The 18,601-nt window shown below is 54.9% G+C and carries 17 protein-coding genes, 1 tRNA gene and 1 riboswitch; of the genes, 8 read left to right on the top strand and 10 right to left on the bottom strand.

From position 1 onward, the window contains the following. The first annotated feature begins 530 nt into the window (after positions 1 to 530). Positions 531 to 857, top strand: coding sequence for a gamma-glutamylcyclotransferase family protein (locus tag ACG1VR_RS08285; protein ID WP_395490685.1), 327 nt, complete (start codon positions 531 to 533; stop codon positions 855 to 857). Positions 858 to 903: 46 nt separating this feature from the next. Here the strand turns inward: ACG1VR_RS08285 and ACG1VR_RS08280 are convergent, their stop codons facing one another. Next, positions 904 to 1,479 carry a DUF1349 domain-containing protein gene (locus ACG1VR_RS08280; protein WP_395490684.1) on the bottom strand — a complete coding sequence of 192 codons (576 nt, stop codon included), beginning with the start codon at positions 1,477 to 1,479 and terminating at the stop codon, positions 904 to 906. Between the two features lie 29 nt (positions 1,480 to 1,508). Beyond that, the gene (locus ACG1VR_RS08275; protein WP_395490683.1) at positions 1,509 to 2,531 is read right to left on the bottom strand and encodes an LLM class flavin-dependent oxidoreductase; all 1,023 of its coding nucleotides are present in this window, start codon (positions 2,529 to 2,531) and stop codon (positions 1,509 to 1,511) included. A 159-nt stretch (positions 2,532 to 2,690) separates the two neighbouring features. Then, positions 2,691 to 2,793, top strand: a riboswitch (TPP riboswitch). A 60-nt stretch (positions 2,794 to 2,853) separates the two neighbouring features. On the opposite strand from ACG1VR_RS08275, the gene tenA reads away from it, so the two are divergent. From tenA to ACG1VR_RS08255, 4 genes are read left to right on the top strand one after another with little or no spacing between them, the layout of a single operon-like run. Beyond that, on the top strand, positions 2,854 to 3,534 hold the full coding sequence (gene tenA / locus ACG1VR_RS08270) for a thiaminase II (RefSeq protein ID WP_395490682.1): 681 nt from the start codon (positions 2,854 to 2,856) through the stop codon (positions 3,532 to 3,534). Beyond that, entirely contained in the window at positions 3,531 to 4,271 is a 741-nt protein-coding gene (locus ACG1VR_RS08265) for an ABC transporter ATP-binding protein (protein WP_395490681.1), read from the top strand. Before tenA ends, ACG1VR_RS08265 begins: the two co-directional genes overlap by 4 nt. Continuing rightward, positions 4,268 to 5,035 carry an ABC transporter permease gene (locus tag ACG1VR_RS08260; RefSeq protein ID WP_395490680.1) on the top strand — a complete coding sequence of 256 codons (768 nt, stop codon included), beginning with the start codon at positions 4,268 to 4,270 and terminating at the stop codon, positions 5,033 to 5,035. The genes ACG1VR_RS08265 and ACG1VR_RS08260 overlap by 4 nt, the downstream gene beginning before the upstream one ends. A gap of 25 nt (positions 5,036 to 5,060) precedes the next feature. Beyond that, complete coding sequence (locus ACG1VR_RS08255) at positions 5,061 to 5,996, top strand: ABC transporter substrate-binding protein (RefSeq protein WP_395490679.1); 936 nt, start codon at positions 5,061 to 5,063, stop codon at positions 5,994 to 5,996. A gap of 55 nt (positions 5,997 to 6,051) precedes the next feature. Here ACG1VR_RS08255 and zigA read toward each other — a convergent pair whose 3' ends face one another. The 8 genes from zigA to ACG1VR_RS08215 all read right to left on the bottom strand — a co-directional run bounded on the left by zigA (position 6,052) and on the right by ACG1VR_RS08215 (position 14,997). Next, positions 6,052 to 7,272, bottom strand: a complete 1,221-nt coding sequence (gene zigA / locus ACG1VR_RS08250; RefSeq protein ID WP_395490678.1) for a zinc metallochaperone GTPase ZigA — start codon at positions 7,270 to 7,272, stop codon at positions 6,052 to 6,054. A gap of 147 nt (positions 7,273 to 7,419) precedes the next feature. Beyond that, a complete protein-coding gene (locus tag ACG1VR_RS08245) occupies positions 7,420 to 8,964 on the bottom strand; it encodes a methyl-accepting chemotaxis protein (RefSeq protein ID WP_395490677.1) in 1,545 nt (514 codons plus the stop codon). Positions 8,965 to 9,351: 387 nt separating this feature from the next. Continuing rightward, entirely contained in the window at positions 9,352 to 10,299 is a 948-nt protein-coding gene (cbl, locus tag ACG1VR_RS08240; RefSeq protein WP_395490676.1) for an HTH-type transcriptional regulator Cbl, read from the bottom strand. A gap of 106 nt (positions 10,300 to 10,405) precedes the next feature. Continuing rightward, a complete protein-coding gene (gene nac, locus ACG1VR_RS08235) occupies positions 10,406 to 11,323 on the bottom strand; it encodes a nitrogen assimilation transcriptional regulator NAC (protein WP_016537106.1) in 918 nt (305 codons plus the stop codon). Between the two features lie 254 nt (positions 11,324 to 11,577). Further along, positions 11,578 to 12,081, bottom strand: a complete 504-nt coding sequence (locus tag ACG1VR_RS08230; RefSeq protein WP_016537107.1) for a protein disulfide oxidoreductase — start codon at positions 12,079 to 12,081, stop codon at positions 11,578 to 11,580. Further along, positions 12,071 to 12,700 (bottom strand): DsbA family protein, encoded by a 630-nt coding sequence (locus ACG1VR_RS08225; RefSeq protein WP_395490675.1) that lies wholly within the window; start codon positions 12,698 to 12,700, stop codon positions 12,071 to 12,073. The genes ACG1VR_RS08230 and ACG1VR_RS08225 overlap by 11 nt, the downstream gene beginning before the upstream one ends. Continuing rightward, positions 12,697 to 14,583, bottom strand: coding sequence for a protein-disulfide reductase DsbD family protein (locus ACG1VR_RS08220; RefSeq protein WP_395490674.1), 1,887 nt, complete (start codon positions 14,581 to 14,583; stop codon positions 12,697 to 12,699). The genes ACG1VR_RS08225 and ACG1VR_RS08220 overlap by 4 nt, the downstream gene beginning before the upstream one ends. 48 nt (positions 14,584 to 14,631) lie before the next feature. Continuing rightward, complete coding sequence (locus ACG1VR_RS08215) at positions 14,632 to 14,997, bottom strand: hypothetical protein (RefSeq protein ID WP_016537110.1); 366 nt, start codon at positions 14,995 to 14,997, stop codon at positions 14,632 to 14,634. Between the two features lie 191 nt (positions 14,998 to 15,188). On the opposite strand from ACG1VR_RS08215, the gene ACG1VR_RS08210 reads away from it, so the two are divergent. From ACG1VR_RS08210 to ACG1VR_RS08200, 3 genes are all read left to right on the top strand, one after another. Further along, positions 15,189 to 15,264: transfer RNA gene (locus tag ACG1VR_RS08210), tRNA-Asn, on the top strand. A gap of 655 nt (positions 15,265 to 15,919) precedes the next feature. Beyond that, positions 15,920 to 17,152, top strand: coding sequence for a pyridoxal phosphate-dependent aminotransferase (locus ACG1VR_RS08205; protein WP_395490673.1), 1,233 nt, complete (start codon positions 15,920 to 15,922; stop codon positions 17,150 to 17,152). Beyond that, positions 17,148 to 18,596 (top strand): Na+/H+ antiporter NhaC family protein, encoded by a 1,449-nt coding sequence (locus ACG1VR_RS08200; RefSeq protein WP_395491071.1) that lies wholly within the window; start codon positions 17,148 to 17,150, stop codon positions 18,594 to 18,596. The genes ACG1VR_RS08205 and ACG1VR_RS08200 overlap by 5 nt, the downstream gene beginning before the upstream one ends. Positions 18,597 to 18,601 lie beyond the last annotated feature (5 nt).

Genomic DNA, 18,601 nt, shown 5'->3' with positions numbered 1-18,601 from the left:
TGTTGCTATAAATACCCCATAGCAACAGTAATATTCATAAGGAACTATTATTTTTTTTAATCGTATGTTTTTAAAAAAATCAGTTTATTCTTCAGAGAGTGTTTTATCATATTAAAAATGTGTTCTTTATGTATCGTACATCATTCTGACAAAACAGAAAAAGCTCAAATGTAGTTTCTTATACAGTCATTACGATGAGTATCAGTCTGGATACCAGAACAAGTCTCGTCATGCTAAGAATACATAGAAACTTTGAAACTATTAAGCTAACTCATTGAATGCTCTCATGAACCAAATTAGTGGTCATTTTTGTGGTCTTGACAACCCCAATTTTTAGGTTTAGCTTGTCAATCAGCCATTTAATGGCAAAGGCGATCCCAGTCAGAGGAGCCATATTTGAGAAGCCCGCTTAAGGAAACTTAAGCGGGCTTTTTGCTGTTTTGCATTTCAGTTGCGGGCCAAATCATTAAACCGTATTTTGAGAGCGATGCTCCCTGCTGGCTTCTTATTGCTTTAAATGATGAGGAAATATGGATTCGTTATTTGTCTACGGTACGCTGCGCCCCGGTCATTCCAATGCTCATATTATGGAAAACATCGGCGGTGAGTGGCTGCCGGGCTATGTGACCGGTACCTTTTATGAGAGAGGCTGGGGAGCTGCCGCTGACTTCCCCGGCATTGTGCTGGATAAAGATGGCCCTCAGGTTCAGGGCTACCTGTTCTTATCCAGCAATCTCCATGCGCACTGGCTGATGCTGGACGAATTTGAAGATGGCTACGACCGCGTTAAGGTCGAGGTCACAACCCTTGAGGGCCAGAAGGTTACCGCCTGGATTTACCAGCTAAAGCCGCGCTAAAACAGCCCGCCATGTCTCCCAGGGCAGGCTTTAGAATGTCCAGACATTAGCTTAAATCGTGCAGGTCTTTATCCAGCGCATCACTTAGCACAATATCTTCGAACGTTACCGCCAGCCCTCCCCGCTCCGGGGTACAGCACATAACTCCTACGCTGCATTTCTCCGTCACCGGGAAATGCGCCAGCCGCAACAAAGGCCAGGTTTTACCGTCTACCGAATATTGCAGGCGAAGGCTGTCACCTTTACGGGTCAGGCGCATCCAGAACTGACGGGCATCACCGGGGAAAAGCCCGGTTGCCCAGTCAGACTGGTCAAGCGTTAACACGCTGCCGATAGCCGGTGCGCCATCATTAAACTCAATCCCGGCCTTTAGCCAACGCTCTTTATTCGCCACAAACATGATGCCAGCCTGGTCATAGAGCGCGCTGAAATCTGCTTTTGCTTTCACCTGGAAAGTAAAATCACCGGCGACTTCGCGTCCATAAAAATGGCCGGAGAATCTTTCAAAATCGTACCAGGTTTTTCGCCAAAAATCGGTCTTTTCATCGGTTATCACCGCAAGAGAGCCGTTTTCCTGTTTCCACACCTGAGGTTCATTAATCCAGTAAAAATCCGTATGCATCACGACGCCCTTCTGGTTCCTGCCTTCGCTTAACGCCAGCCCAATTCAGGCGCGACGTATTTGAGAATAGATTCAATAACGTGCGCGTTATAATCCACGCCCAGCTGGTTCGGGACGGTTAACAGCAGCGTATCGGCTTCGGCGATGGCTTCGTCCTGCGCCAGCTGTTTGATCAGCAGCTCCGGCTCGGCGGCGTAGCTGCGCCCGAAGATAGCTCTGGTTTGCTGGTCGATATAGCCGACCTGGTCACCCTCTTTGCCGCTGCCGCCAAAGTAACTGCGGTCCCGCTGGTCCATCAGGGCGAAGATGCTGCGACTGACGGAAACTCTCGGCTCGCGGGTATGCCCCGCCGCTTTCCATGCTTCGCGGTAGGCGCGGATCTGCTTAGCCTGCTGGATGTGGAACGGCTCGCCGGTTTCATCGTTTTTCAGCGTCGAACTTTGCAGATGCATGCCCAGCTGCGCGGCCCACACGGCGGTGGCGTTAGAGCTTGCGCCCCACCAGATACGCTCCCGCAATCCCGCGGAATAGGGTTCCGGGCGCAGCAGGCCCGGCGGGTTTGGGAACATCGGCTGAGGGTTAGGCTCCGCGAAGCCTTCCCCCTTCAGCGCTTCAAGAAAGACTTCGGTATGGCGGCGAGCCATATCGGCTTCGGTTTCGCCTTCGACAGGAACATAGCCGAAGTAGCGCCAGCCGTCGATCACCTGCTCGGGCGAGCCGCGGCTGATGCCGAGCTGTAAACGGCTGCCGGAAATCAAGTCTGCCGCTCCGGCATCTTCAGCCATATAGAGCGGGTTTTCGTAGCGCATGTCGATAACGCCGGTGCCAATCTCTATACGTTTAGTTTTTGCACCAATGGCCGCCAGCAGGGGAAACGGGGAGCTAAGCTGCCGGGCGAAGTGGTGAACGCGGAAATAAGCGCCGTCCGCGCCCAGCTCTTCGGCGGCAACGGCAAGATCGATGGACTGCAACAGCGCGTCGGCCGCTGAACGGGTGCCGGACTGGGGAGAAGGCGACCAGTGGCCGAACGACAGAAAACCAATTTTTTTCATCGGGGACTATCCTCAGACTCGAAATCACAGGCTTACAGTGACAAAAATTGCGCCTCCTGCGCCAGCGAAATCTCCGTAAACCGCACTAAACGAAACAGTTACGCCAGCCGCCAGGCTCCCCGACGGCGATTGTAATCAAAAAGTAAATATCGTATAACAGGCACCTCCGAGGGGTGTCCTGTTATGGGCTGAGATGGCGTAAGCCGAACCCTTTGAACCTGATCTGGGTCATGCCAGCGAAGGGACGGTCGGCCATAGCGCTTAGCCTATGGCCTGTTCTCACCCCCAGCGTGCCCGGATCTCCACTTATTCAGGAGGTCCAATGTTCACCCCACTTTTCGAAAAGGGTCTTTACGGACGGTTACGCCAGCAGGCTGGTAGCCACTGGCAGGACTACGTTGCTCACCCGTTTATCCAGCAATTAGCCGTCGGCACCCTGCCCGAAGCCGCGTTTCGCCGTTATTTGACCCAGGATTATCTATTCCTGATCCACTTTGCCCGAGCCTATGCCCTGCTGGTCAGCAAACTCCGCACCCTGCCGGAAATGCGCACCGCCACCGCGTCGCTCAATGCCATCGTTGCCGAACTACCGCTGCACGTCGCCTATTGCACCCGCTGGGGCTTAAGCGAAGAGCAAATTGTGGCCCAGCAGGAAGCGCCGGAAACCATAAACTACACCCGCTACGTACTGGACATCGGCCACTCCGGCGACGCGCTCGATCTGCTGGCAGCCCTGATGCCCTGCGTGGCAGGTTACGCTGAAATTGGCCTGAACCTGCTGCACAGCCCTGCCACGGTGATGGAAGGCAATCCTTATGCTTCGTGGATACGCAATTACGGTGATGAGGGTTATCTGGCCGGAGTGCAGGCCTCTATCAACCTGCTTGAAACCGTCGGCCACCAGCGCGGTGCCGAAAGCCGCTTACCTGAACTGGCGGAGATTTTCACCACCGCCACCCGGCTGGAGTCGGCCTTTTGGCAGATGGGGCTAAACGCCTCATGACCGGCAAGCTAACCCCACCCGGCATTCAGGTACGGGATCTCAGCCTGCACTTTGGTAAGCAGGTCATTTTCGAGAAGCTGAACTTCGATATTGCAGGCGGCAGTTTTGTTGCCCTGCTCGGGGCCAGCGGCGCGGGAAAAACCAGCCTGCTGAAGATAATCGCCGGGCTTGCGCAGGCTGACGCCGGGAGCGTTACCGGCAGCGATGGGCAGCCCATTGCCGGGCGAATGGCCTGGATGGGGCAAAAAGACCTGCTTTATCCGTGGCTGACTATCGAAGAAAACGTGGCGCTTGGCTCACGCCTGCGGGGTGAAACGGTTGACCAGCAATGGGCGGCTCATCTGCTTGAGCGGGTAGGTTTGAGCGGTCACGCTCGCGCCTTACCGGCAGAGCTTTCTGGCGGTATGCGCCAGCGCGCCGCCATCGCACGGACGCTATATGAACGTAGGCCCATCGTGCTGATGGACGAGCCGTTTTCTGCACTGGACGCCATCACCCGCACCGCAATTCAGGATCTGGCCGCCGAGCTGCTGGCGGAGAATACCGTGCTGTTGATAACCCACGACCCGATGGAAGCCTGCCGCCTCAGCCACCGTATCCTGGTGCTGTCGCGCTGGCCTGCGGGTATCGACGATACGCACGTTGTTGCCGGGCAGCCTCCGCGTGCGCCGGACGATCCCGATCTGCTGAAAAGCCAGGCCGGGTTGCTGCAACAGCTGATGAGGGCCGCGCAATGACCGGGGAGAAAGAACACGTCCTGGTTCGCCTGCGCCGCGGCCTGGCGGTATTTGTCGGCCTGGTGGTGCTTTGGTGGCTGGCCACTCTGGGCGATATTCCTGCTTTTCTGCTGCCCTCTCCCACTGCCGTAGCGCAGGCGTTGTGGAATGGCCGGGATTATCTTGCCTGGCACACGCTGGTTACCGCATCTGAAATTATCAGCGGCCTGCTGCTCGGCATACTGCTGGGGGCGTTGCTGGCGCTGGGGATGATTTTCTCGCCCCGCCTGCAACGCTGGCTGATGCCGCTGGTGCTCACCAGCCAGGCGATCCCGGTGTTTGCCCTCGCGCCGCTCCTGGTGCTGTGGTTTGGGTTCGGGATGAGCGCCAAGGTGGCGATGGCGGTGTTGGTTATCTTTTTCCCGGTGGTTTCGGCCTTTTTTGACGGAATGCGCCGGGTCAACGGCGACTATCTCGATCTCGCCCAAACCATGGGCGCTTCACGCCGGGCGCAGTTAAGGCATGTCCGGCTGATGGCGGCGCTGCCCGCATTCGGTTCCGGCCTGCGCATGGCAGCCGCCGTTGCGCCAATCGGCGCGATTATCGGGGAATGGGTCGGCTCGGCCGAGGGGCTGGGTTACGTGATGCTGAACGCCAACGCGCGCATGCAGGCCGACGTTTGCTTTGCCGCGCTGTTTATTCTGGTGCTGATGACCGTCCTGCTTTGGCTGGCGGTGGATGCGCTGCTGAGGCACCTGATTACCTGGGTGCCGGAAAACGAATGATGTCTCTATTTATTAAGGGAACAAAATGCTGAAGAAAACCGCCTTCGGGCTGCTGCTCGGCGCGACGATGGCCGCTCAGGCTGGCGCTACTGAAAAACTGACTCTGGTGCTCGACTGGTACATTAATCCGGATCACGCGCCAATCCTGGTCGCCGAGCAGATTGGAGCTTTTAAAGAACAAGGGTTGGACGTCAAAATTGTCCCGCCTTCCGACCCGGCTCTGCCGCCTCGCCTTGTCGCCGCCGGGCAGGCGGATTTAGCTATTACCTACCAGCCGCAGCTGCATTTCTTTGCCGACCAGGGCCTGCCTCTGGTTCGCGTTGGCACGCTTATCAACACCCCCCTGAACACGGTGATGACCCTGGATAAAAGCATCACTTCCCCGGCGGGCCTGAAAGGCAAAAAAATAGGCTATTCGGTTAGCGGCATCGAGCAGGCCACGCTTGCGACTATGGCCGCCCATGAGCATATTTCGCCTGACGATATGAAGCTAATTAACGTGAACTTCCAGCTGACCGGCGCCCTGCTGGCGGGCCAGGTGGATGCGGTAATTGGCGGCTATCGTAATATTGAGGCGCAGGAGCTAAAACTTCAGGGCAAGGATCCGGTCGTGTTCAACGTTGAAGACTACGGCGTACCGGCCTACGACGAGCTGATTATCGTTGCCAACCGTAAAACGGCGGCAGAGCCGAAGATAAAGAAATTCCTCGCCGCGCTGAAGAAAGGCAATGAGTATCTTCAGGCACACCCGCAGGAAACCTGGCTGGCATTCGCCAAAAAACATCCTGAGCTAAACACCCCGCTGAATAAACTGGCCTGGCAGGCCAGCCTTCCGCTGTTTGCCGCAGACCCGGCAAAGCTCGATCGCGCACGTTATCAGGCCTACGAGCAGTTCCTGTTTGATAATAAGCTGATTAAGAAAATCACGCCGGTGGACGATTACGCTCTGGAACTGCATTAAACCTGACAAACCCGGCTGCCTTCAGGTTTGGCAGCCGGGCCGGGTAAGGCTTCTGCTATTCAAACCACGCATCAACTGGATCGTAGTATTTCGCCCAGGCTTGCGGACCTTCCGCCATTTCGGTATCGGTCAGCAAAGCATATTCCAGCTTCTCGCGCAGGCCAGCTTCATCCATATCAATGCCAATAAAGACAATTTCCTGGCGCGCATCGCCGATGCCGTCCTTCCAGTTGTTCATGATGTGCCGGAGGCTTTCAGGATCCTGCGGCCACTGTTCGCGGGGAATACTTGCCCACCACATCCCCGCCAGCCCCTGGCGCATCACGCCCCCAGCGTGGGACCACGACCCGGCATACTGCGGGCGGCTCGCCAGCCAGAAGAAACCTTTAGAGCGAAGAACGCCTTTTAACCCAGCATCGGCAACCATCTGGAAACGCGCCGGATGGAAGGGGCGACGAGCGCGAAAAACAAAATTGCGGATACCGTACTCTTCCGTTTCAGGAGTATGTTCGCCACGTAGCTCTTTTAGCCAGCCCGGAGCCTGTGCGGCGGCGTCAAAGTCAAACAGCCCGGTATTCAGAACCTGGTCAAGGCTCACCTGACTAAACGCCGAAGTGATGATTTTGGCCCTCGGGTTGAGGGAATGCAGCACGGACATCAGCCGCTTTTTCTCTTCTTCGCCAATAAGATCCGTTTTATTGAGGATCAGCACGTCACAAAATTCAATTTGGTCGATAAGCAGGTCAACCACCGTGCGTTCGTCGTCTTCCCCCATCGATTCCCCGCGCGACTGAATGCTCTCATAAGACTCATAGTCACGAAGGAAGTTAAAACCGTCCACCACCGTCACCATGGTATCGAGCAGCGCGATATCAGACAGGCTTTCGCCTTTGTCATCCACAAAGGTAAACGTCTCTGCGACCGGCAGAGGTTCGGAAATCCCGGTTGACTCAATCACCAGGTTATCAAAGCGCCCTTCCCTTGCAAGCTGGCTAATTTCCACCAGCAGGTCTTCGCGCAGCGTGCAGCAAATGCAGCCGTTGCTCATCTCAACCAGTTTCTCATCGGTGCGCGTCAGGCTTGAGCCACCTTCGCGCACCAGCGCAGCGTCGATATTCACTTCGGACATATCGTTGACAATCACCGCGACGCGTCGCCCTTCCCGGTTATTTAAAATATGGTTCAGTAGCGTGGTTTTCCCGGCGCCCAGAAACCCGGACAGCACGGTAACGGGCAGCTTTTTCGCCCCTTTATTCGCCTGTGTTAACGATGACATTGCAACTCCTTACTGACTTCATAGTCATTGTTGATATGTTATAACATAACAACAATGAGTTGTATTGTCATGCCGAAGGTTAAAAAAAGCGGGCAGGAGAAATGAAAAAAGCCAGCGGATGCTGGCTTAACGGAAGTGACGAGGAGATTACCGCAGGCGGAAGACGCGAACCAGGTCGCGCAGCTGCTGAGCCTGATCGTTGAGCGACGCGGCGGCGGCAACGGACTCTTCCACCAGCGCTGAGTTCTGCTGTGTAGTGGAGTCAATCATGCCGATGGCGCTATTGATTTGCGAAATACCGTCGGTTTGCTCCTGGCTCGCTTGCTTGATTTCGCCGAGGATACTGTCCATTTCCTGCACGTTGCTGATCATCCCGGCAATCTGGGCGTTTGCCTTCTCAACCAGCCCCATGCCGTCGCGGGTTTGAGTGGTGGAGTTTTCAATCAGGCTTCTGATCTCGCTCGCAGAAGAGGCACTTTTCTGCGCCAGCTGACGAACTTCACCGGCAACCACCGCAAAACCACGCCCATGTTCCCCGGCGCGAGCCGCTTCAACCGCCGCATTCAGGGCCAGAATATTGGTCTGGAAGGCGATGGAGTCGATAAGATTGATAATGTCCGACATACGGTTAGATGTTTCGTTAATCACGCGCATTTTGCTGGTGACCTGGGACATCATCTGGCCGTTGTTTTTCACCACAGATGCCGCTTCGGAAGAAAGTTTGGTCGCTTCGTTGGTGTGATCGTAGGTGTTTTTAACCGTCGCGGTAATCTGCTCCATTGAAGCCGCCGTTTGCTCAACCGAGCTGGCCTGCTCTTCGGTTCGCGCCGCCAGATCCTGGTTACCGGCAACAATTTGCGCCGCCGCCGAGGAGATGGTTTCTGACCCCTGCTGAACCTGATGGACAATCTCTTGCAGGCGCACTTTCATGCTCATCAGCGCCTGCAGCAGTTCTCCGGTTTCATCTTTATGGGTTACGGTAATGCTGCGCGTCAGGTCGCCTTCGGCAATCGCCTCGGCAAACTCGACCGCCTGCACCAGAGGGCGGGTAATAGAGCGGACAATAAAGATGCCAATCACCGTACCCAGCGCGATGCTGAGCAGCGTCAGCAGGATCATAATCAGGCGGTTGGAACGGTAATCTTTATCCACACGCTGCCCGGCGGCGTCCATTTTCTGGTTCTGAATAGCGATCAGTTCCTGAACTTTAGCCTTGTATTTCTCCTGTACCTGAATCGTGGTTCCCATCATCTCCTGTAATGCAGCCGGGCGATTGTTTTGCTGCACGGCCTGCAAAATACGGAAGCGGGAGTCCAGATATTCTTTACGAATGGCGGCCAATTCCTGCAACGCTTTCTGCGAAGCCGCGTCGGTACTTGATTTGCTCAGGTCAGCAAGCAGAGCGGTAATGTGCGCACTTAGCTCACCCAGATGCTTTTCTGACTTCTCACGGAACGTACCGGCATCGTCCAGCAGCATCAATTGCTGGGTGTTAACGAATTCCTGAAAGCTATCAACCAGGTCATTCGCTTTAACCGTGGTGGGGTAATCGCTATTAACAATCGTCTGAATACCGGTATTTGCCCGGTTCAGGCTTAACAAAGAAAGTACCGAACTGAAGACCATCAATAAAATAAAAAAGGCAATCGCCAGCGTTAATTTGCTGCGAATTTTCACATCATGTAGTGACATTTTTTCTCCCTGGGAAGCATATTTTTATGAATGTGCAAAATCCCCTGTGGCCGAAACCACAGAGATGAAATAAACACAAAGGGATGGAATCACCTCGTACAGGCTTATCGGATACATTCAGATTAACTTTATGAATTTGATCGGTTTTTTCGCATGGCCTGGCCACATGGATAGCCCTGGACTATTAATGGCTTAATGATTGATCGATAATTTGCGATAGGGATTATTTTTAAATCATATTTCGCAGAGGGAAGAATTTTTCGCACACTAAATTTTCAAATACAGCAAGAGCACAGTGTATATAAACGCACTGCGCTGCTGCTTTATTTAATTACTTAATATTTCATTAACAATGGCTGGAAATACCACAGCGGGGAAAGGGAATTACTAAATTTGATAATCAATCGCAGGTTCTTCCGGCTCCAGCGCCAGGCGTTTGATCTCATCCACCGACAGCTCGGGATTACACAGCTCGATAAAGCGCCAGACATAATTGCGCTGAAGCTGGCCGCGCCGGATACCCAGCCAGACGGTGTTGGCGTCAAACAGGTGGCGGGTATCAAGCCGCACCAGGCTGCTTCCCTCTTCGCCGCTGGCCTGGTCGGCAACAAGCCCGATGCCTAAGCCAAGCTCAACATAGGTTTTCACCACGTCGGAGTCCTGCGCGCTCAGCACCACGTCCGCCGTCAACCCGCGTCGGATAAAAGCCTCATCAATACGTGAACGCCCGGTAATTCCCTGCCTGTAGGTAATTAGCGGCCAGCGGCTGATGTCGTCCAGCGTCAGCGGGCTGGCATGAATCAGCGGGTGGCCCTGCGGAACCAGCAGGCTGTGATACCAGCGGAACCACGGGTAGGCGACCACCAGCGGATCTGTACTCAGGCGTTCGCTGGCAATGCCAATGTCCGCCGCGCCGCTGTGCAGCAGAGATTCAATTTCCTGGGGCGTTCCCTGAATCAGTTCAAGGCGAACTTCGGGGAATAATGCGCGGAAGGCTTTGATAACAACCGGCAGGCTATAGCGCGCCTGGGTATGGGTGGTGGCAATGGTCAGTACGCCACTGGTGTCGTTAGTAAATAAATCGGCCAGCCGTCGCACGTTGCTGGCTTCATTTAATATGCGCTCGGCAATCACCAGCAGCGCCTTACCCGGTTCGGTCATACCTAATAACCGTTTGCCACGACGGATGAAAATTTCAATCCCAAGCTCTTCTTCCAGCTCGCGTATATGGCGGCTGACGCCCGACTGAGAAGTGAAAAGCATATTGGCGACTTCGGTGAGATTGTAGTCCCGTCGCGCCGCCTCGCGGATTATTTTAAGTTGCTGGAAATTCACATCGCCCCCGGGATCGTAACTGTTCTTTACACCATTGTTAAAGTCACAGCCCCGGCGGGACAAATAATAAAAACCAGCAACCTATTCCATTTAGTAATAAGCAGGCTTAGCCCACCAACATCAGCTCGCGATTTTCCAGCGCCGGACGGGTCACCAGAGACATAAGAATATCTTTTACCGCCTGGGCCTGCGGCGACAGCGGCAGACGAGCAGAAAGGTTGAGGGAGAGCGGCAAATTAAGCGACGGACTGGTAATACGCGCCATCCAGCCGCCTGAGGAATCAGCCAGAGAGCGAGCAGCAGACTCTGGAAGCACGGTGACGCCCATTCCGCTGGCGATAGCCGCCGTTAAGGTCGAAATAGACTCAATTTCGCCGATGATTTTTGCCGTCAGGCGGCGCAGGGAGAAAGCTTCGTCCACGCGCTTGCGCACCGCGCTATAGTCACGCGGCAGGAACAGGTTCATCGCCGCTACGTCGGATAAATCAACCGTGGTTCCGGGGCAATCGCGAGTGCCGACCAGGAACAAATCTTCTTTCAACAGCGGCTGGCTAATCAGCCCCGCCGTTGGCGTGCGATCGTAGAGAACAGCCATATCGAGCTGGCCGCTCAGTAATTTATCATTCAGCTGCGAGCCGCTATTCTCGTGGAGATAAACCTGCACGTCCGGCAGCTCGGCGCGAACCGCCTGTAACAGCGGCATAGTAATTGAGGAAGCCGCCATCCCAGGCGCGAGGCCGATAGCAACCTGCCCGTTAATCGTCTGGCCGACGTTATTCACCGCCAATTGGGCCTGTTCGCACTGGCGCAGAATAGTGCGCGCGTGGGCATAAAGAATTTTGCCTGCTTCGGTCGGCGTGACGCCGCGCTTGGTGCGGATCAACAGTTGTTGGTCCAGCTCCCCTTCGAGCGTGGCAACCTGCTGGCTCAAAGCCGGCTGTGCGATGTGCAGTACTTCTGCGGCCTGGGTCAGGCTGCCAATATCAACAATTTTCACGAAGTACTTCAGTCGTCTTAAATTCATTTTGCCCCCTATTACGGAATGCCAGCGCCAGTCATGGCAGTGATGTCGTAATGGGTTTTGCAATATGCTTGCCACATTTCTCGTTTATGGCACAAACGCGTTAACAGGCTGGATAATAAGAGAAACTAATAAAGACTTCGGGGATGATTAATGAAACTGGGGTTTTGCTTATGCCCCATAAGAGGTATGAATGCACCACGAAGGTGCATTCTGAGACTGAAAACAGCGTGCCGGATAGGTTCCGACACGCCCGGTCACACTCCGGCCCACCACAGGCGCAGTTTCATGCCCCAGTAACTGGTCCAGCCGCTGGTGCTGGAGACCACTTTACCCTTATCTACCACCACCAGCGTTGGCGTTACGCCAATCTGCCAGCTTCGGGAAATAGCGCCGTCCGCGTCGTTAACCACCGGGAAGCTCGCGCCTTTACGCGCCAGCCAGCGGGCAACTTCGCTTTCATTCCCGGAACGAAGCGCAATCGTCATGACGTTGTTCCCTTCAGCTTGCAGCTTTGCCACATCCGGCGTAGTAAAGCGGCAAACCGCGCACCAGCTGGCCCAAAAATAGACCAGCAGCGGGCGTTCGGCACTAAGCGCCCCCAGCGTGACGGTCTGCCCGTCGAGAGTGTGCAGCGGCGTGCTGTCAAAAGCCGGCGGCGAGTGCGGCGCTCGCCACCAGTCCATCGCCAGCATCACGGCGGCCAGCAGCATCAGCAAAATCAATCCTTCGCGCAGCCAGCGCCTCAGCTTACTGACCATTGGCCGCCGCCAGTTTTTCTTTTACTACTGCTTCAAGCGTTTCCCACGGCACCGCGCCGGGGATCATCTCATCGCCAATAATGGTGGCAGGCGTTCCCTGAACCCCAACAATCCGGGCCAGCTGGAGGTTAGTACTCAGCGTTTCCATGCTTTTTTCATCCGGCGTAACCGGCGTTGCGCCGCTCTTCTCAACCGCAGCGGCGATGCTTGCGGCATCGTGGTAGCCTTTTTTCTGCATCAGTTTTTCATGCAGAGCCAGGAACTGGTCAGGATGCTGCCGCCAGGTGGTCAACACGGTACGCGCGGAGAGCACCGAACTTTCTCCTTTAAACGGCAGCGGTTTCACAATCACCGCAACCTGCGGATACTTCTGGACGATTTTTTCCAGCATCGGGTCCAGCTGCTTGCAGTAAGGACAGTTGTAATCGGTGAAGTTGACCAGGGTTAAAACCGGCTTTTTCGCCCCAAAGCTCGGGCTGGCCGGATCGTTAAACAGCGCCTGCTCAATCAGCACCTCCAGCTGTTTTTGCTGCTCGGCGGAAAACGGCGCGGCCTGTTCTTTAGCGGCCATAGTCAGCCCGGAGAACAGCGCGAAAAACAGAATGAAGATATATTTCATGGTTTAGATCCTTTGGCATCGTCCAGGGTGCTCAGCACCGAATCGCGAGACAGCAGCGTCGGCAGCACTTTGCCTTCCGGCAGCCCCGGGCCATAAATTTGGTTGAAAGGCACGGCAACCTGGCCGCGGCTTCTTAAGAAATCGGTAATTTGCGGGGAAGGCAGCGTCCAGTCGCCGCGCAGGGCAACCACGTCCGGGGCCTGCAATGCGTCCTGCACATCTTCTTTATTCAGCACGTTGTATTTATTGGCCTTGCAGGTGATACACCAGTCGGCCGTGACGTCGATAAATACCCGCTTGTGTTGGGCAAGCGCGTCCTGAATAGCCTGCTCGCTGAGCGGCTGCCAGGCGATGTTCTCCTGCGCAGGCTTGCCGGAGGAAATGCCAAAATGCACCAGCAGCAGGCTCGCCAGCCAGATAGCGGAGCCGAGCATCAGCAGGCCGAGGATCCGGCGCAGCCAGTTCATCCATTTGCCCGGACGAGGCAAGCGCATGGCAAGCCCGGGGCGCAGAGCTATCAGTAGCCACGGCAGGCTCATACCCAGCCCTAAGGCCAGGAACAGCCCCCACAGCACCGGATAAGAAGCGGTCAGCGCCACGGCAACTGCCGTCCCCAGGAACGGAGCGCTGCAAGGCGTAGCGAGCAGCGTGGCAAATGCGCCCTGCCAGAAATGCCCCGCCATGCCGCTGCCGCCCTGCGTTGCCAGGCGGGTGTTCATATTCGAAGAAAGACGGAACTCAAACAGGCCAAACAGACTGGCGCTGAACACCAGCATCACTACCGCCATAAACCCGATAAACCACGGGTTCTGGAACTGAATACCCCAGCCCAATGCCTGATTCGTCAGGCGCAGAACCGTCATCAGCAGCGCAAGCACCATAAAGGAGGCGAGAATACCCGCCACGGAGGCAAGAAACTGGCGGCGAACCAGACCGCGGTCTTTTTCCTGCACCAGCAGGATCGAGCCGAGCTTCATGCCCAGCACCGGCAGCACGCAGGGCATCAGATTGAGGATAAGCCCGCCAACCAGCGCCATCAACACGACCTGCCAAAGCGGAATGCCGCTGTTGCCTCCTGCGCCAGCAGAAGCGGAGCCGATAGTCAGCGTACTTTGCTGGGCAATACCGCCGTCTTCCAGCACCAGAGTAAGCGCTTTACCCCGCAGATCCGGCGCACCTTCGCCCCAACTGTCGCTGACCGGCACCGTCGCCTGAAGGCTATCGCCTTCGATACGGAACTGCGGTTTGCCGAGGTCCGCGTCTTCCGGTGGGTCGAGATAAAGACCGGGCTTATTCCAGCCCCCCGCACGCACGGCATCCACTACCAGCTCGCCCTGGCGATAGCCCACTTTCAGAGAGTCCGTCAGCCCGCTGGCAACCGGCACCTGCCCCATTGCCTGGGCGAAGTCATGGTCAAACTGAGCGTCCTGATGCGTAGGCGTTACGCTGAAGTGATAATCGGTCAGCAGGCAGACGTTGCTACAGGTGGATAGCGTCAGCACGCCGCTTATAGCCTCCGGCGCGGTGCCTTTGATAACCATCGGGAGGGTGACCTGGTTGTGATAGCCCTGGGTCGTTATCCCGGCAACATCAAAGCGCGCCGGCGTTGGCCAGAACCACTCCACCTTTGGCATTTCTCCCTGCCAGGCAATAGACGGCGCAACGCCGCCCTCGCCCGGCGAGCGCCAGTAGGTTTTCCAGCCTTTCTCCAGCTTCACGTCCAGCAGCAGGCGAGTTTCGTTATTAGGTGCGGTATCCGCGCGCAGCCTGACGCTGGCGTGATCGTTGTCCGGCGAAGTCAGCCAGCCGGTTTCCGCCGCCCAGGATACGGGCAGCCAAAGCAATAGCAAGCTGAGCAGCGCCAGCCTGAAGCGAGTAAACATGTTTTTTCTCCGTAAATGATTAACTAACTGTCGGTAACAGCCGGTTTGTCATTCACGGAATACGCAGAAGCGTAGATGCACCCTGAGGGTGGGAGATGAAGTGGCTCTGGGGGTCAAGAACGGCATGCGCGTGGAGCGCACAGGTGCCAGCAGAGAAAGCAGCAGGCAAAGCGCAAGCAGCGCGCCTTCAAACAGTACCGGCGGCACGCTCAGCAACGACTTGGCGCTGAGTTCACAAGGGGTCACCGGGGCGGCATCTTCAGCCTGCGGGTTATCCTGCTGGGCAACCAGGGTAGTAGCGGCGGCTTCCATTTGCAGCGCGTGCATACCCGCCATGCGCTGCGCGGTACACACCAGTACCACTACACATGCCAGGCAGAGAAACCAAATCCCTATACGCTGCTGTTTGACCATTACGCCCTCACTGTTTAACCCGGCTTATCTTAACCGCTGGCGAAATATTGGCAATCTTTGCCCTGTAAAGTTATGTCTGAGCGCGATTTATCGCCCGGTTTGCTTGTTTTATCGGCAAACGATTCAAAAGGCGCATTGCAGGCTTTGACAAGCCTGACCTGCCTCGCTAATATTCGCCCCGTTCACACGATTCCTCTGTAGTTCAGTCGGTAGAACGGCGGACTGTTAATCCGTATGTCACTGGTTCGAGTCCAGTCAGAGGAGCCATATTTGAGAAGCCCGCTTAAGGAAACTTAAGCGGGCTTTTTGCTTTTGGCTTCGCCACCCCTCCCCCACTGCCCTCCACCGTTTAAACCGCACACAATCTTTTGCATCCTGAAAGCAGAGCAAGGTATAATAATATCTAAACATTTTCCCTGGTGTTGCTCAGGTCGTTGACCACCTGATCCGCAGACGTGTTGGCGTGGCGGGTCAGGTTTCTTTTCATAATGATTAGAAAACCAAATGATTAGCCACGGATGGATGTTTACGGGCAGGGATGCCTGGCGCATTGTGCGCCCGATCCTTTGATAAGAATATATGATGTTTTCTTCGTTTGCTCCCCAGGTTCAATGTCTACATCAGCCAAAGCGATTTACAGGGCATAAAGCCGCTCGCCGGATAAGCATTAGATATGGTGCAATCTGGCCGCTCGCTCAACGTATCCACCGACCCAATTCCCCGCCAGAGCGCCACCTTGCTCATTGCATGAAAAACAAACGCCACCCACCTACGTTTTAATTAATGAAAGCTAAAAATATACCCCTGAAAATCACGCATTCCGTTTTCTTATAATAAACATTTATCGTGTTGATAATTTTTTATCACCGTGTTTTAGTCCAAATCAATTAACGCCAATTTAATTAATTGAGGGCTAAGTGCCATGCAGGATATTCGTGAAAAGATGAACCCGAATTTTAGCGTATTGCAGGGTGGGCTCTTTAGCAGCGTAAAAAAAGCGGATGTCGGCACCGCCATACTCGACTTAATGAATAACGGCGTGGACATGCTTTGCTGGGCGGATCCCTTTTTTCCCGACCACGTATTACCCCAGCATATTGCCGATGCCGTAAGCCAGTCGATGGTTAACGGAAGCGCCAGCCATTATACAATGCCGATTGGCAACCCTTATTTAAAAGAGAAAATAGCCGAGAAACTGAAGCGTTATAATCATTTAAATGTCGATCCGCAGCGCAATATTCTTATCACCCCTGGTTCTGACTCCGGGCTGCTCTTCGCGATGATGCCGTTTATTAATGAAGGCGATGAGGTTCTGATCCATGCGCCCTCTTATCCGAGCAATTTTCTAAACGTGGAGCTGCTCGGCGGCAAGCCGGTTTCCGTGGAGCTGAAGGCGGTAAATAACTATCAGATAGATATTGCCGCCTTCGAAGAAAAGCTGAGCGTAAAAACCAAAATGGTGGTGCTCACCAACCCCAATAACCCTACCGGGACGGTATTCCGCCGCGAAAGTCTGGAACAGATTGCGGACTTTGTTATCCGCCATGACCTGGTGCTGGTGGTTGACCAGGCGTTTGAAGACGCCATTTTCGACGATATTGATTTTTGCTCTGTGGCTTCGCTGCCCGGTATGTGGGAGCGCACGGTTAGCGTATTTTCGTTTTCCAAAGGCATGGGGCTGAGCGGGTTCCGCGTGGGCTACCTGGTGGCGGACGACCGGATTATGGATGTGCTGTTTGGCTGTACCGTTAACGTGCTTGGCGCCACCAACACGTCGTCGCAGGCGGGCATGCTGGCCGCGCTGGATAAGCCACAATTTATGGATGAATACATTCAGATATTCGATGCACGCAGAAAAAAGGCATTTGAGATAATTAATTCAATCCCCGGTGTTTCCATGGCGTTGCCGGAAAGCGGATTTTTATCCTGGATAGATATTTCCAGCCTGGGAAGCTCCGCGTTTATCTGTGATTATTTATTAGAACACGCCGGGGTTATTGTTAATGCCGGCACGCCGTACGGCGAAGGTGGAGAAGGTTTTATTCGTCTGGTTCACGGCTGTTATAAAGATGACGACAAGCTGTATGCCGTCCTCAATAAAATAAAAGATACACTCACTTTATTAGCGCAGCACCAGGGGATAAGCAATGATTGAAAATGAACTCACCTTTCACGGCGGGAAGAATATTGCACTCTTGCCGATAGCACTCTTTATTATTTCATGCTCGCTGTTTTTTTCGGTTTACCACGTTTTTGATTTAACCGCGCTGGCGATGTGCGCTTTTATTGCCATTATGATCGGGGCTGTTTTTTCCCGCAACGTCAATGAATACTGGAGGGCAGTCGTTTCTCAGGGTATCGGGAGCGAAATGGCGGTGACTATCGCCACCATTCTTTTAGTCATCGGCATGTATGCAAAAATGATTGCCCAGTCCGGCGTGGCGGACAGCTTTGCTTTGCTGGCAAGCCACCTTGGCCTGCATGACGGAGCCTTTACCCTGTTTACCTTTGTGGCCGTGTGCGTGGTCTCAACGGCGACCGGCACCTCCATCGGCACCCTTTTTACCGCCTTCCCGGTTTTCTACCCTTCCGGCATTCTGCTGGGCGCTGACCCGGTGGTGCTGGCCAGCGCGATCCTGTGCGGCGCAATTTTTGGCGATAACATTGCGCCAATCTCGGACACCACGGTAGCCTCTGCCTCAACCCAAAGCTATACCCATCGCCGCGGCAGCGCAGAAATAGCAGGCGTAGTGGCCGCGCGTTTCCCGTTCGCGATAGTCAGCGCTCTGATTGCCTGCGTATTTTTCTATCTGTTCGGTACTCACAGCGGCCCGGTTCCTTCTCTGCCGGTCACCCATCATGACCAAGCTTCCTGGCGTAGCCTGTGGATGCTGGTGCCTATGGCGGTTCTGCTGCTGGTTGCCATGAAGACGCGAAACATCTTCAAAGCCATTCCTTCCGGGATCTGTGCCGGGATTGTGATTGGCCTGCTGGCCGGTATTTTTCACCTCCAGGACATCTTCACGCTGGATAACGGCAACGCCGGAGGCTTTCTGTATAAAGGGTTCAGCGGCATGGTAAGCACTATTCTGTTCGTGCTTTCCCTGTTCGGCATTATCGGTATTCTGCGAGCCAGCAACACCATGGAGCGTATTTCTTCCGCGATATGCCGCAGCCGTCTGGCTCAGTCTTCACGCGGAGCGGAATGGTGCATTGCTGCCGGATCTATTGTTGCCACCGCTTTAGTGGGCGGCGTGACCAGCGCCTCTATTCTGGCCTTTGGCCCGGTAGCGAGCGAAATTGGCGCTCGCCGGTCGCTGCATCCTTACCGCCGCGCGGTGCTGCTGGACTGCTTCGCAATGACGCTGGCCGCAATCCTTCCGTTCCTGAGCGCGTTTATTTTTATCGTCACCGCAATTATCAGTTCGCTGCACAAAGACTATCCGTTTATTAACGACGTCAACCCGATCTCTCTGTCGCTGACCTCGTTCTACCCGCTGGCGCTGTTTGTGGTGATGTCGTTTGCCATCGTCGTGGGTTGGGGCCGCCGCTATGAAAATAGCCGGGGCGAAGCCGTTACCCAGCCGGAGAAAGAGTAGCCAAT

This window comes from Cedecea davisae, from assembly GCF_044095835.1.
Taxonomy (GTDB): domain Bacteria; phylum Pseudomonadota; class Gammaproteobacteria; order Enterobacterales; family Enterobacteriaceae; genus Cedecea; species Cedecea davisae.
The sequence above is the reverse complement of the archived record's forward strand: the minus strand, read 5'-3'. Positions and strand labels throughout refer to the sequence as shown.

Coding starts and splice junctions, on each gene's coding strand:
- nac (WP_016537106.1), bottom strand. CDS start 11,323: ATGAATTTAAGACGACTGAAGTACTTCGTGAAAATTGTTGATATTGGC.
- ACG1VR_RS08245 (WP_395490677.1), bottom strand. CDS start 8,964: ATGTCACTACATGATGTGAAAATTCGCAGCAAATTAACGCTGGCGATT.
- ACG1VR_RS08220 (WP_395490674.1), bottom strand. CDS start 14,583: ATGTTTACTCGCTTCAGGCTGGCGCTGCTCAGCTTGCTATTGCTTTGG.
- tenA (WP_395490682.1), top strand. CDS start 2,854: ATGTTCACCCCACTTTTCGAAAAGGGTCTTTACGGACGGTTACGCCAG.
- ACG1VR_RS08255 (WP_395490679.1), top strand. CDS start 5,061: ATGCTGAAGAAAACCGCCTTCGGGCTGCTGCTCGGCGCGACGATGGCC.
- ACG1VR_RS08275 (WP_395490683.1), bottom strand. CDS start 2,531: ATGAAAAAAATTGGTTTTCTGTCGTTCGGCCACTGGTCGCCTTCTCCC.
- ACG1VR_RS08230 (WP_016537107.1), bottom strand. CDS start 12,081: ATGGTCAGTAAGCTGAGGCGCTGGCTGCGCGAAGGATTGATTTTGCTG.
- ACG1VR_RS08265 (WP_395490681.1), top strand. CDS start 3,531: ATGACCGGCAAGCTAACCCCACCCGGCATTCAGGTACGGGATCTCAGC.
- ACG1VR_RS08205 (WP_395490673.1), top strand. CDS start 15,920: ATGCAGGATATTCGTGAAAAGATGAACCCGAATTTTAGCGTATTGCAG.
- ACG1VR_RS08215 (WP_016537110.1), bottom strand. CDS start 14,997: ATGGTCAAACAGCAGCGTATAGGGATTTGGTTTCTCTGCCTGGCATGT.
- ACG1VR_RS08285 (WP_395490685.1), top strand. CDS start 531: ATGGATTCGTTATTTGTCTACGGTACGCTGCGCCCCGGTCATTCCAAT.
- ACG1VR_RS08280 (WP_395490684.1), bottom strand. CDS start 1,479: ATGCATACGGATTTTTACTGGATTAATGAACCTCAGGTGTGGAAACAG.
- ACG1VR_RS08260 (WP_395490680.1), top strand. CDS start 4,268: ATGACCGGGGAGAAAGAACACGTCCTGGTTCGCCTGCGCCGCGGCCTG.
- zigA (WP_395490678.1), bottom strand. CDS start 7,272: ATGTCATCGTTAACACAGGCGAATAAAGGGGCGAAAAAGCTGCCCGTT.
- ACG1VR_RS08225 (WP_395490675.1), bottom strand. CDS start 12,700: ATGAAATATATCTTCATTCTGTTTTTCGCGCTGTTCTCCGGGCTGACT.